Source organism: Pseudomonas sp. G166 (genome assembly GCF_037027455.2).
GTDB lineage: Bacteria > Pseudomonadota > Gammaproteobacteria > Pseudomonadales > Pseudomonadaceae > Aquipseudomonas.
Genome location: NZ_CP146985.1, coordinates 2,815,300 through 2,827,748 on the forward strand (window position 1 = coordinate 2,815,300; position 12,449 = coordinate 2,827,748).

The following is a 12,449-nucleotide window of genomic DNA, read 5'->3' on the forward strand; positions in this document are numbered from 1 at the left end:
ACCACGGGTCCACAAGGTACTCGGTTCATTCTTGACAACGAACCAGCCTGAGCAAATACTCGCCACCCATATTCATATATATGACTAGATAACAAGGTGAATAAGGTCGATGAACTCTCTCTCCAGCGATGTCCGCCTACCGCTCTATCAACGTCTGCGCGACCAATTGGCCGAACAGATCGCCAACAATCGCTGGCGTCCGGGGGAGGCGATTCCTACCGAGGCCGCGCTGTCGGCCGAATACCAACTGTCCACTGGCACTGTGCGCAAAGCGGTCGATGCGCTGGTCAGTGAAGGTGTCCTGGAGCGTCAGCAAGGGCGCGGTACGTTCATTCGACGGCCGCAGTTTCAGTCCTCGCTGTTCCGGTTCTTCCGGTTTCAAAGCGCCGCCGGTGAACGCCGGGTGCCGGAGAGCCGCATCTTGTCCATCGAGCCCGTGCCGGCACCTTCGGCGGTGGCCCAGGCGCTGGGGCTGCCGGTCGACGCGCCGGTGATCCGCATCGTGCGTGTGCGTCTGTTGGACGTGAAACCGGTACTGGCCGAAGAAATCTGGCTGCCGCGTAGCCGCTTCCAACCGTTGCTCGAGATCGACCTGAGCCAGAAAGGGCCTTTGCTGTACCCCATCTATGAAGAAACCTGCGGCCAGGTGGTCGCCTATGCCGAAGAGACCCTCACCGCCGAATCGGTGAGTGACGTGCACGCGCGATTGCTGCAGGTGCCGGTCAATAGCCCGGTGGTGGTGATCGAGCGTCTGGCGCGTGACTACGCCGGCACCCCCCTGGAGTGGCGACGCTCACGTGGGCATGCCGAGCATTTCCGCTACAGCGTGGAAATTCGCTGACCCATGTCGGGTTGACGGAGCGTACAGCGGCCCGTCGGTAGCCGCTGTTTTTACCATTGTGTTTGCCATGACTGGCCCTGCAGCGGCGCGGTTCGCTCTCGGCTGCCTTTCGTTCGACGTATAAGGATAAGAATCATGTTCAGCTGGTATCGCCAAGTCACTGCGCGGGAGCGCAAAACGTTTTGGGCCTGCTTCGGGGGATGGTCGCTCGACGCGCTGGAAGTACAGATGTTCGGCCTGGCGATACCGGCGCTGATCGCCGCATTCGCCTTGAGCAAGGGGGATGCGGGGCTGATCAGCGGCGTGACCCTGGTCACCTCGGCCATTGGTGGTTGGGTTGGTGGCACGCTGTCGGACCGCTACGGTCGGGTGCGTACGCTGCAATGGATGATCCTGTGGTTCTCGTGCTTCACCTTCTTGTCGGCATTCGTTACCGGCTTCCACCAGTTGTTGATCGTCAAGGCCCTGCAGGGGTTCGGGATCGGTGGGGAATGGGCTGCCGGTGCGGTATTGATGGCCGAGACCATCAACCCCAAGTACCGCGGCAAGGTCATGGGCACGGTTCAAAGTGCCTGGGCGGTGGGCTGGGGACTGGCGGTCGGGGTCTTCACGCTGATCTATTCCTTCGTGCCGCAGGACATGGCCTGGCGGGTGATGTTCATCGTTGGTTTGCTGCCGTCGTTCCTGATCATCTGGGTGCGGCGCAACGTCGAAGAGCCCGACAGCTTCCAGCGCCTGCAAAAAGAGAAGGCCATCCCGCAGAGTTTCTTCAAGTCATTGGCCGGCATCTTTCGTCCGGAACTGATCCGCGTGACACTGTTTGGCGGGCTGTTGGGCCTGGGTGCCCATGGCGGTTATCACGCGGTGATGACCTGGCTGCCGACCTTTCTCAAGACCGAGCGCAACCTGTCGGTGCTGAACTCCGGCGGCTACCTGGCGGTGATCATTTTTGCCTTCTGGTGTGGCTGCGTGGTCAGTGGCTTGCTGATCGATCGCATTGGCCGGCGCAAAAACATCGTGTTGTTCGCATTGTGCTGCGTGGTGACTGTGCAGTGTTATGTGTTCCTGCCACTGACCAATACCCAGATGCTGTTCCTCGGGTTCCCGCTCGGCTTCTTCGCCGCCGGCATTCCGGCCAGCCTCGGCGCGCTGTTCAATGAGTTGTATCCGGCGGACGTACGCGGCGCCGGTGTGGGGTTTTGCTACAACTTTGGCCGTGTGCTCTCGGCGGTGTTCCCGTTCCTGGTCGGCCACATGAGCGACTCCATGTCCTTGGGGTCGGCCATCGGTATCGATGCCGGGATTGCCTATGGCGTAGCCGTGGTCGCGGCGCTGTGCTTGCCGGAAACCCGAGGGCGTAGCCTCGAAGCCTCGGCGGCATCGGTGCAAACCGCTGCCGGCGGGACCGAGAGCGCCCGAGCCTGATGACTTTCACCTCGATAGATGAAACCCATGCCTGATACCTGTTCCACGCCGATCACCGGCATCGACGCCCATGCTCATGTGTTCAGCCGCGAGTTGAAGCTGGCCGCGGCGCGGCGTTATACCCCCGACTATGACGCCACGCTTGCGCAGTACCTCAAACACCTGCAAAGCCATGGCCTGAGCCATGGTGTATTGGTGCAGCCGAGCTTTCTCGGTACCGATAACCGCTACCTGCTGGCAGCGTTGCGGCAGGCTCCGGAGCAATTGCGCGGGGTCGTGGTGCTGGAGCCAGACGTCAGCCGCGCGGTGTTGGACGACATGGCCCGGTCAGGCGTGGTCGGCGTGCGTTTGAACCTGATGGGCAAAGCCTTGCCTGACTTTCGCGACGCTGCCTGGAGAGGTTTTTTCGGCCACCTCGCTGAATTGGATTGGCATGTCGAATTACACCGCAATGTTGAGGATTTGCCTGGACTGATTCGTCAGTTGATGCCGTTCGGCATCAAGCTGGTGATCGATCACTTCGGCCGTCCTGACGCACGTTTGGGCACTGCTCAACCCGGTTTTGCCGAGTTGATGGAGTTGGGCCAGGGGGGGCGGGTGTGGATGAAGGTTTCCGCTATCTATCGATTGGCCGGGACAGAGCAACAGAACCTGGCGTTCGCCCGAGCCTCATTGTCCCTGTTGGAGCAGAATTTCGGCCCGCGCCGTCTGGTGTGGGGCAGCGACTGGCCGCATACGCAGCATGAAGGGAATGTCGGTTTCGATACCGTGATGGCGCAGTTGCAAGCCTTACAGTGCTCGGCGCCGCTTATGCGCGCGTTGCTGGTGGAGACTGCTCGGTCGTTGTTCAGGTTTTGAAGGCCGGGACGCTGACATTTGTTTTTCTGGCGTCAAAACATAATTGCGTCGTGCTGTATAAAGCGCCCAACCGGTCAGCCGATACCCTTGTAGGTCCGATTGATTTCCGGGTTCGCCGAGGGTACGTCATGTTTAATAAGACGCTAAAAGAAGAACTGGCGGCTAGGACAGCCGAACTGGCTACGTACAAGGGATTAGTCGGCGCTCTGGAGCGGTCGATGGCCGTGGTCGAGTTCAGCCCGGATGGCAAGGTCCTGCGCGCCAACGAAAATTTCTTGAAAACCATGGGTTACCGCGCCGAGCAGTTGGCGAGCCTGTCCCATCGAGATTTCTGTACGCCCGCGTTGGTGGCCAGTGCCGAGTACCGCGAATTCTGGAACAAGTTGCGCACCGGCCAGTTCGTTTCCGGCACTTTTCAGCGGCGCACCTCCCAGGGCCAGAACGTTTGGCTGGAGGCCAGTTATAACCCTGTGATGGACGAGCAGGGCCGTGTAGCCAAAGTCGTCAAGTACGCACTCGACGTGACTGCCCGGGTCGTCAGCGAGGCCGAAACACGCGGCAAGCTTGTAGCATTGGATCGTGCGATGGCGGTGATCGAGTTCGATTTGAGCGGTAACGTCTTGACCGCCAATGATAACTTCCTCAGCACCATGAGTTATTCGCTGGCCGAGATCAAGGGCAAGCACCACCGGATGTTTTGCGAGCCGAACCTGGTCAGCAGCGCTGAATACAGTGATTTCTGGCGTCGCCTCAATGCCGGTGAGTTCTTCAGCGGTCAATTCAAGCGCCTGGGCAAGCACGGCAAGGTCGTTTGGCTGGAGGCCAGCTACAACCCGGTCTACGATGCCGAAGGCAAACTGAGCAAGATCGTGAAGTTTGCCAGTGACATCACCGAGCGGGTGGAAAAGTTCGAAGAGGATTCACGCGGTGCGTCCCGCGCCTACCACATCTCCGCCGAGACCGAAAAAGTCGCCGAACAGGGCGCGCAGGTCATCCAGCAGACGGCCAAGGAAATGCGCCAGATTGCCGAAAACATTGGGGCATCCGGGCGTTTGGTCGGGCAGTTGGGGGCTCGTTCAGAAGAAATCACCGCCATCGTCAATACCATTCGCGGCATCGCTGACCAGACCAACCTGCTTGCGCTCAACGCGGCCATCGAAGCCGCGCGGGCTGGGGACCAGGGCAGGGGCTTTGCGGTTGTTGCCGACGAAGTTCGACAATTGGCCGGGCGTACGAGCCGCTCCACCGCCGAGATCGCCGAAATGATCGGCATGATCCTTTCCGAAACCCGCGACGCCGTCGCGAGCATGAACGTCACCCATGAAGGCGCGCTGCGTGGGGTAACGCTGGCAGACCAGGCCGGATCGGTCATCCTGCAGATCAGGGCCGGGACCACTGATGCGCTCGAAGCGGTGAGCATGTTCGCCTCCAAGCTCGATGAGTCCGAAGTGATACCCAAGACGGCCGTCGGCTGGGTCGGCTGAGCCCGCGCTCCTCCAGGTCGACCCTGGATTCTCTGGGTCGACAGCAAGACTCATGCACCGCCTCATTTCCTGTGGGAACCGAGCTGGCCCGCGATAATGCTGGATCAGTTGACAGTGAAGCCGCCATCGCGAGCAAGCTCGCTCCCACGCTGGTTGCGGGTGGGCGAAAAATCCAGGTCCACCGCCAATCCCTTGTGGGAGCGAACTTGCTCGCGATAGCGATAGGGCAGCTTGCAAGGATTTTCGACCCGTCCCGCTAGACCTTGGGCTGCTCTGTTTTGACCAACCCCAGCAGTACCGCGCGCAATTCCGGCGGTCGCACGGGCTTGGCCAAGACCGAAATGTTCAGGCTGTGCAGTGACCCACGTATCCGTTCTATCTCATGCCCGGTCATGATCAACGCTGGGACTTCCCAGCCACGCTGCTCGCGTATTGCCGTGATGCACTCGGAACCCGACATCTTCGTGCCCAGGTCAAAGTCGGCGATGATGATGTCGCAATCGCTGCTCAGTCCCTGGCCGTCGCTGTGGGTTTGCACCCGGCAACCCCACTTTTCCAGTAGCGCCGAGGTCGCCATCAAGACGTTGGCATCGTCCTCTACCAGGCACACCCGCAATCCGTTCAAGCGGCTTTGGGCGCTCTTGCGCTTGGGCGTCATGACCCTTGGGGTCGCTTGTTCCAGGCCGCTGATCGCCACCTTAGTGCCCCGTCCGACTCTGGAATGGATATGAACATCGACCTCGAGTAGCTGGCTGATGCGCTTGACGATGGACAGCCCAAGGCCCAACCCCTCGACATCTTTGTCGCGAACATGGCGCACCCGGTAAAACTCCTTGAACACCTCGGGCAGATGCTCGGCAGCGATACCTCGTCCCCTGTCGTAGATCACCACGGCCAGGCCCGTGCCCTGGCGTCGTACGCCGATCAGTACCGGTCGGCCCGGGGCGTATTTGAGGGCGTTGGACAGCAGGTTCTGGACCATGGTGGTCAACAATCCAGGATTGATGTTGACCCAATAAGGGCAGGCGCGCAGGCGCAGCTCAACCCCTGCCCAGCGTGCCGCCTCGGTATTTTGCCTCACCACGTCCTGCAGCAGCGCGCCCAAGTGAACCGTATCTGCCTGCGGCACCAGTTTGCCGTGGTCCAGGGTGTAGATATCGAGGATCGAGCGAAACAGCTGCGACACGGTGTGCAGCGAACGGTCGATGTTATCCACCAGGCGCAACTCTTCCAGGCCCAGCTTGGCGTCACGCAGGCAGGCGGTGAACAGGCCGATGGAGTGGATCGGTTGGCGCAGGTCATGACTGGCCTGGGCCAGGAAACGTGATTTCTCCTGGTTGGCGGTGATGGCCTCCTCGGAGGCAATTCGTGTGCGCTGGAGCAGAATGTGCGTGTAGGCCGGCACCACGATGGTGGTCACGATCAACATCAGGAACATGTACGGCTGGGCCTGCCAGAATGGACTGAGCCAGAAAATCAGCACCAATACCGACAGTGCGATGGAAGTCGCCAGTGCCAGGTAGCGAGAACCGAAACGCACGCCGTTGCCCAACGTCACCCAGAGCAGTGCTGCATAGATGGGCAATGCGCTTTCACCCCCCAGCACCATGGCAAAAGCGATGCCGGCGTAGTCATGAAACATGGTGAAAAGGCGTCGCCAGAAGAAGTGCCCCGGCTTGCGCTGGATGAGCAAGCGCAGGAATACCGAGGCAATGATGAACGTCACGATGTAAATGATGATCGGCCTATAGGCAGTGGCGTCATCGGCCTCAATGTTGGCCAGGATGATGATGTACAACAACGCACAAGCGCTGACGATCAGGCGTACCGTAGCCTGATTGAGTTCGCTGTTCTTCTCCACTGACCTTCAACCTCATGACAGAGTAGATGTTGGGTTTCGCGAGCGAGTGTAGTTGTGCCTTTGCGTGACGACACACGTTGATTGATAGCGGTAAGGCGAGCTCCGCCAGATGTCATGTCGCTGGCCGCTTGACTCAAAGGTGATTGGTTGAATGAGGTGGCGACTGGAAAGACTGCGTTGCGGCATCGCAAGGGATGCGTGCTGGACGCAGATACTTGGAAAGGTTGGATCAGGCCGCTTCGGCTAGCCCTGAGACTTAGCAGTTCAGTGGCCAGCCAAAGTCGTGGGTTGTGTTGGGCCTTAATAGACCCGGTAATATTTCACTACGTCGTCGACGAAATAGATCGTCAGCACTGTTCCCTGGGTTTGACTCTGGGTCGTCTTGGTGCCGGTTACGCTGCTTACGTCGTTCGCCACGCCTTGAGCTTTGGAGAGCTGTGCTGAGGTGTCATACATCTTCAGGCTCGTCTCGGTCGATACATATTTGTGCGCCAGCTTCATGTACTTATCGAGACCTTCCTCACGTTTGTCGTATGTCCAATTCGACTCGTTGCTGCTACTTGTCGAATTGAGCTCTTCACTCGTGGGAGCGCCAAACATCTGGTTGATCTGGCTTTTAGTGGTCTTGCCTGGATAAATCGTCTGCTTCAGATAAGTGGTATCGAATTTCTTCGCGCCCGAATTCAAGGAGTTCAAGGAGTTCATTAAGTCGCCCGAGTTTGTACAGCCGCTGATGAACCCAGCCAACACGCACAGCGCCACTCCATTTCTTAGTGTTTTTCCATAGTTGAAGGACATAGGGACTTACCTTGAGTTGTATTTTCAGGACCGTTCCATTCTTCGACCGAACTGACGGTGAAGTTGGCCCAGCGTTGCATAGCCAATCGATCTGTTTAACCCTATAGGGCCAGCAAGCCACAAAACATCGATACGCGCGGTCATAGGCCCGGCGTAGGGTTCATATGTTGTCCAAGTAGGTTGGCTGTTCGTGTCAGCCTTTATAGGGCGCTCACAGAGTAGAGTGCAGAGACTGGCTAAAGCCATAGCACAAGTGTGCTATGGCTTTAGCCAGTAGGACAGAGGATAACGCCTCATATAAGTTCGATAGCCCTGTCTCAATTTACATCACCATCTTTTGCATGACGTCATGCGGGAGCCCAGCGCGTCTAAAGTTTGTTTTTCCCAGGCCAGCCACTGCTGCTCGGGAAGTTGGAAAATTGAGCCGCTGCGGCCGCACGGGTCGGAACACCCAGGGCCTTGAGCAAGCTTGAGACATGGATACGCACCGTGAAAGGTGAAATACCCAGTTCCTTGGCGATTTCCTTGTTGGTCTTGCCATCCGCCACCAGACCAAGGACTTGGCGTTGGCGCGCCGTCAGTTGGGAAAGGGCCTCTGACTGCAAATCGTCGAGAATCGAATTTTCCGAATGATATTTGACGATCACTTCGCCTTCGCGAATGGCCATGATCGCTTCGGCAATGCCAGCGGGGTCGACATTCTTTCCAATGAAACCGTCTGCACCCAATGACATTACCTGGGAAATGACGTCGATGTCGTCAATCATTGAAACCACAATGATCGAGGTGCGTTTGAACTCGTTGCGCAAATGGCCGATGACTTGCAGCGATTTGATACCGGGGAAGCGCAGATCAAGAATCAGCGAGTCCACCTCCGTGCCCGACCGTGCGAGGGCCAGTACTTCATCAAGGTTGCCCGCCTGCTCTATGGTGGCCGTCGGTAGCAGTCGCTCAATGGTTTTCAGCATCCCTTCGCGAAACAGCGGGTGGTCATCTGCCACAATTACCCTACACGTCATGCCCGAGATCTCCTGATCTTCAAGTACGCGCATCGTAACCTAAACTGGAAACTCGAGTTTCAAGTTTGAAACAATCCTTTGAATTGGAATATCACTGTGACTATCACGGAAAAGAATAGCGAACTCGATCAAGCGACCTTGAGATTGACGGTCAGTACCTGCGCCTCGCTCTATATCATCGTGGTCGCTTATCTTCCCTCCAGTGACTTCGCGACCTATGTACCGATCATGTGGTACATGGCCTTTTTCATCATTGTCGCGGTTCCGCTGCGCATGGCGATCAAGCGCTGGCCAGGGCACTATTTCTGGCGTCGGCTCTTTGCCATGACGCACGACTATTCGGGCATTGCCTTCGCCATGATCGTGGGCGGGGAAGGTGCGCTGCCGGTATACGCTGCTTTGCTTTGGGTGACCTTGGGCAATGGCATGCGCTTCGGTTCGCGCTACCTCGCGGCTGCAACGCTGATCGCGCTGGCGATGCTGGTTCTGATTTTCCTGCTCACGCCGTTCTGGCGTGGCCAACCCTACATGTTCCTGATGTTGATCGTGACCACCATCGTGGTTCCCGCATACGCGCATATCCTCTTGACACGTACCCGCATCGCTTCGCAAGAGGCAATTGCTGCAAATCAGGAAAAATCCCGCTTCCTGGCTCAGGCAAGCCATGACCTGCGCCAACCGATTCACTCGATAGGATTGTTCACCGCCTGCTTGCGCGATGCTCAGTTGGGCAAGGAAGAGTTGCGCCTGGTGGACAATATCGATCGCTCGCTGCATATCGTTTCACAGCTGTTTCGCTCGATTCTGGACATCTACACGCTTGATAATGGCAAACTCGAACCACTCTCCGAACCGGTGCACCTGGGGGCGTTGCTACAGGATGTCGTCAAGCAAAATACCGAGGCGGCGCGCTGGGCCGGCGTTGAACTGCGCTTGCGACCTTGCCGGCATTGGGTCAATGTCAACGCCGGCCTGCTGGCTACCATGGTGCAGAACCTGGTCTCCAATACGCTCAAGTACGCGCCTGGCCAGCCCGTATTGATTGGTGTGCGTCCAGCAGGAAACAGCCTGGCCATCGTCATTTATGACAAGGGGCGCGGTATCGCCGCCGAACATTTACCCCAGGTGTTCAAGGAGTTTTACCGGGTGCGTCATGTACGCGACAAGGATGTCGAAGGGCTTGGCCTGGGATTGTCGATCGTCAAGCGCATCAGCCATTTGATCAACCTGGATATCCAGTTGGACTCCAGGCTCGGAAGGGGCACTCGCGCCATGATCGGCGGGTTGGAAAGAGTCGCGCCAAGGGCCATCGCTGACAGGCCCGCCCCGGCACAAAGTCGTTTGCGTGGTTTGCGGGTGTGTCTGGTGGAGGACGATGCCAACGTGCTGATGGCAACCTCGGCGTTGCTGGAAAAGTGGGGCTGTGAGGTGGAGACCCACAGCGATGGGGTGGGAGTGACAAGCGAATGCGACATCATCATTGCCGACTTCGACCTGGGCACGAAGGTGTCGGGCTCAGAATGCATTGCAGCGATTCGTGAGCAACGTGGCTGGGAAGTGCCCGCAATGATCATGACCGGCCATGAGATTGAAAGAATCCGCCACGCGTTGAGCCACATGAACATTTCAATCCTGGCTAAACCCGTACGTCCGCCAGAGTTACGGGCTACCTTGCTCGAATTGACCAAACAGGTCGCTGCCAAGACTTATTAGCCAAAAAGTTACAACGCTCCGGGTTTTTATGAACTCGCCAGGCGAATCGGGATCAAGAGTTTCAGCACTGCAGTTTTAAAAAATATCCGTACCCGCATTCAATGGGGTTAATCCGAGCTGGGATCGCCGACTCAGGATGATAATTTTGCGTCGACAGACAGCAGGGACGTTACAGCCAGACGGATTGAGGATTGATTGATGTCCAATGTTGAAGAGCTTGCCAGGGATACCATTACGCTGAGCGAGTACGACAGTTTACTTTCCATAGGCACCAGTGCGCTCGAAGCCATTCCTGGTGCCGTGTACCTTTGTGATCGCGAAGGGTGGCTCGTCCGGTACAACAGCGAGGCCGCCGGGCTGTGGGGCAGGACCCCGGCCCTCGGTCAGAACGGTGATCGCTTCTGCGGCTCGCATCGACTTTTCTTGACAGACGGTACGCCGTTGGCGCTTGAAGATGGTCCCACGGCTTCGGCGCTCAATGGCGATGTCGTGACACGCAATCAGGAAGTCATCATCCAGCGTCCGGATGGCTCGCGGTTCGTGGCGCTGATGAACATCCGCGCGCTCAAGGATCGGGGAGGCGCCATTCAAGGCGCGATCAATTGCTTTCAAGACGTCACCGCGCACCACGCCGTGGCCGAGGAGTTGCGGCGCAAGAGTGCCGACCTTGAAGATTTTTTCGAAAATAGCGCGGTCGGCCTGCACATCGTCAGTGGCGAGGGCATCATCCTGCGTGCCAACAAGGCTGAGTTGGCGCTGCTGGGCTATTCGGCGCAAGAGTACATTGGCCGCCACATTACCGAGTTTCATGTGGATGCGCCGGTGATTGGTGACATCCTCGATAAATTGAGTTGCGGCGACTGCCTGGACAGTTATCCGGCGCGCTTAAAGGCCAAAGACGGTTCGATCAAGCATGTCGCGATCACCTCCAACGGGCGTTTCGAAGACGGCAAGCTTTTCAATACGCGCTGTTTCACCATCGATGTCACGGTCGCCCAGCAGATGGAAAACCAGGTTCGCGAAAGCGAACGGCATATGCGCAACCTTCTCGAGGCATTGCCCGCTGCGGTCTATACCACCGACGCAGAGGGCTGCATCACGTTCTACAATCGGGCGGCAGTGGAGTTGTCGGGACGCACGCCTGAGTTGGGTGACATGTGGTGCGTGACCTGGAAGTTGTTCAACAACGACGAAAGCCCACTTTCCCACGATGAATGCCCGATGGCGGTGGCCCTGAAGGAAAACCGCTCCGTTCGGGGTGTCGAGGCAATTGCCGAGCGGCCGGACGGGAGCCGCGTACCCTTTATTCCGTACCCCACGCCCCTGCACGATGCCGAAGGCAATTTGGTGGGGGCGATCAATATGCTGGTCGATATCACCGAGCGAAAGCAGGCGGAGAATCGCCAGAAGACCTTGATCGATGAGCTCAACCACCGGGTCAAGAACACCCTGGCCACAGTGCAATCCCTGGCGGCGCAAACGGCGCGTAACGCCGAGGATGCGAAAGACGGTTACTACCGTTTTGAGGCCCGGCTCCTGGCGTTGTCTCGTGCCCATGATCTTCTGACGAGGCGCCATTGGGGTCATACGCCCCTGGACGCGCTTGCCCATGAAGTGCTGATACCGGTATTCGGCCATGAGCCCAACCGCATCAAAATCGAGGGGCCTTCTATCGACGTCAGTACTCGGGTCGCGCTCAATCTCACGATGACGCTCAATGAACTGGCGATCAACACGCTTAAATACGGAGCGATGTCCGTTGAGACGGGCACGCTATCAGTGACCTGGACGCTGCAACCTCAATCGAGCGGAACATTGCTGACCCTCGACTGGCGCGAGCAAGGCGGCCCCTCGGTGTCCCAGCCAAAACGAGAAGGCTTGGGCTCGCGTCTGATGAAACGCTGCATCGAACGCGATCTGGCTGGCAAATTTGATCTCGTCTTTGCCCCGTCGGGAGTTTTCTGTCGCTTCTCATTTCTGATCGGGGCGGCTGGGGCATGACCCCATTCGTTGGCGTCAGGGTGTTCGTTGTCGAGGACGAAGGCGCGATTGCCATGATGATCGAGGAAATGTTGGAAGAGCTTGGCTGTGAAGTACTGGCGTCGGTGGCGCAGCTCGCCACGGCGCTTGAAATAGCCAGAACGGCGCAGGTTGACCTGGCCATCCTGGACGTCAACCTGGCCGGTGAGCGTATCTTCCCGGTTGCTGAAATTCTCCGCGAGCGCGGTATTCCATTCTTATTCAGCACGGGATACGGCGCCAGTGGCCTGCCCGGCGAGTTTGCCCAGTACCCAGTCTTGCGCAAACCGTTTTCGCAGAACGACTTGCAGCAAAAAGTCGCACTTGCGCTGAGGCACTGACCTCCAGCCCCGCAGGTCTGTTTCCGGACCTGGAGAATCCCCCGCAGCCCGCTCTGGAAGCCGCCATTTCATTTTATGAAATGGTGGATT

At 58.0% G+C, this 12,449-nt stretch carries 10 protein-coding genes; 7 read left to right on the top strand and 3 right to left on the bottom strand.

Annotated features, from left to right (window positions below; genetic code table 11):
- Window positions 1-109: 109 nt before the first annotated feature.
- From SGN16_RS12730 to SGN16_RS12745, 4 genes are all read left to right on the top strand, one after another.
- A complete protein-coding gene (locus tag SGN16_RS12730; RefSeq protein ID WP_210644503.1) occupies window positions 110-841 on the top strand; it encodes a GntR family transcriptional regulator in 732 nt (243 codons plus the stop codon).
- Window positions 842-976: 135 nt separating this feature from the next.
- Window positions 977-2,266 carry an MFS transporter gene (locus tag SGN16_RS12735; protein ID WP_210644505.1) on the top strand — a complete coding sequence of 430 codons (1,290 nt, stop codon included), beginning with the start codon at window positions 977-979 and terminating at the stop codon, window positions 2,264-2,266.
- A 27-nt stretch (window positions 2,267-2,293) separates the two neighbouring features.
- Window positions 2,294-3,124 (top strand): amidohydrolase family protein, encoded by an 831-nt coding sequence (locus SGN16_RS12740; protein WP_335944232.1) that lies wholly within the window; start codon window positions 2,294-2,296, stop codon window positions 3,122-3,124.
- Between the two features lie 128 nt (window positions 3,125-3,252).
- On the top strand, window positions 3,253-4,608 hold the full coding sequence (locus SGN16_RS12745; protein WP_335944233.1) for a PAS domain-containing methyl-accepting chemotaxis protein: 1,356 nt from the start codon (window positions 3,253-3,255) through the stop codon (window positions 4,606-4,608).
- Window positions 4,609-4,864: 256 nt separating this feature from the next.
- On the opposite strand, the gene SGN16_RS12750 is transcribed toward SGN16_RS12745, so the two are convergent.
- The 3 genes from SGN16_RS12750 to SGN16_RS12760 form a co-directional block, all read right to left on the bottom strand.
- The gene (locus tag SGN16_RS12750) at window positions 4,865-6,469 is read right to left on the bottom strand and encodes a hybrid sensor histidine kinase/response regulator (protein WP_335944234.1); all 1,605 of its coding nucleotides are present in this window, start codon (window positions 6,467-6,469) and stop codon (window positions 4,865-4,867) included.
- A gap of 300 nt (window positions 6,470-6,769) precedes the next feature.
- On the bottom strand, window positions 6,770-7,267 hold the full coding sequence (locus SGN16_RS12755) for a hypothetical protein (protein WP_210644525.1): 498 nt from the start codon (window positions 7,265-7,267) through the stop codon (window positions 6,770-6,772).
- 368 nt (window positions 7,268-7,635) lie between these two features.
- A complete protein-coding gene (locus tag SGN16_RS12760; RefSeq protein ID WP_210644526.1) occupies window positions 7,636-8,286 on the bottom strand; it encodes a response regulator transcription factor in 651 nt (216 codons plus the stop codon).
- A gap of 102 nt (window positions 8,287-8,388) precedes the next feature.
- Between SGN16_RS12760 and SGN16_RS12765 the strand changes: the two genes are divergently transcribed.
- The 3 genes from SGN16_RS12765 (at window position 8,389) to SGN16_RS12775 (ending at window position 12,359) form a co-directional block, all read left to right on the top strand.
- Complete coding sequence (locus SGN16_RS12765) at window positions 8,389-9,999, top strand: hybrid sensor histidine kinase/response regulator (RefSeq protein ID WP_335944295.1); 1,611 nt, start codon at window positions 8,389-8,391, stop codon at window positions 9,997-9,999.
- 198 nt (window positions 10,000-10,197) lie between these two features.
- Entirely contained in the window at window positions 10,198-12,000 is a 1,803-nt protein-coding gene (locus SGN16_RS12770) for a PAS domain S-box protein (protein WP_335944235.1), read from the top strand.
- Complete coding sequence (locus tag SGN16_RS12775; RefSeq protein ID WP_210644530.1) at window positions 11,997-12,359, top strand: response regulator; 363 nt, start codon at window positions 11,997-11,999, stop codon at window positions 12,357-12,359. Before SGN16_RS12770 ends, SGN16_RS12775 begins: the two co-directional genes overlap by 4 nt.
- Window positions 12,360-12,449 lie beyond the last annotated feature (90 nt).

Excerpts from the sequence above, each read along its gene's own strand:
- SGN16_RS12730 (WP_210644503.1), top strand. The coding sequence starts at position 110 with ATGAACTCTCTCTCCAGCGATGTCCGCCTACCGCTCTATCAACGTCTG.
- SGN16_RS12735 (WP_210644505.1), top strand. The coding sequence starts at position 977 with ATGTTCAGCTGGTATCGCCAAGTCACTGCGCGGGAGCGCAAAACGTTT.
- SGN16_RS12740 (WP_335944232.1), top strand. The coding sequence starts at position 2,294 with ATGCCTGATACCTGTTCCACGCCGATCACCGGCATCGACGCCCATGCT.
- SGN16_RS12745 (WP_335944233.1), top strand. The coding sequence starts at position 3,253 with ATGTTTAATAAGACGCTAAAAGAAGAACTGGCGGCTAGGACAGCCGAA.
- SGN16_RS12755 (WP_210644525.1), bottom strand. The coding sequence starts at position 7,267 with ATGTCCTTCAACTATGGAAAAACACTAAGAAATGGAGTGGCGCTGTGC.
- SGN16_RS12760 (WP_210644526.1), bottom strand. The coding sequence starts at position 8,286 with ATGACGTGTAGGGTAATTGTGGCAGATGACCACCCGCTGTTTCGCGAA.
- SGN16_RS12770 (WP_335944235.1), top strand. The coding sequence starts at position 10,198 with ATGTCCAATGTTGAAGAGCTTGCCAGGGATACCATTACGCTGAGCGAG.
- SGN16_RS12775 (WP_210644530.1), top strand. The coding sequence starts at position 11,997 with ATGACCCCATTCGTTGGCGTCAGGGTGTTCGTTGTCGAGGACGAAGGC.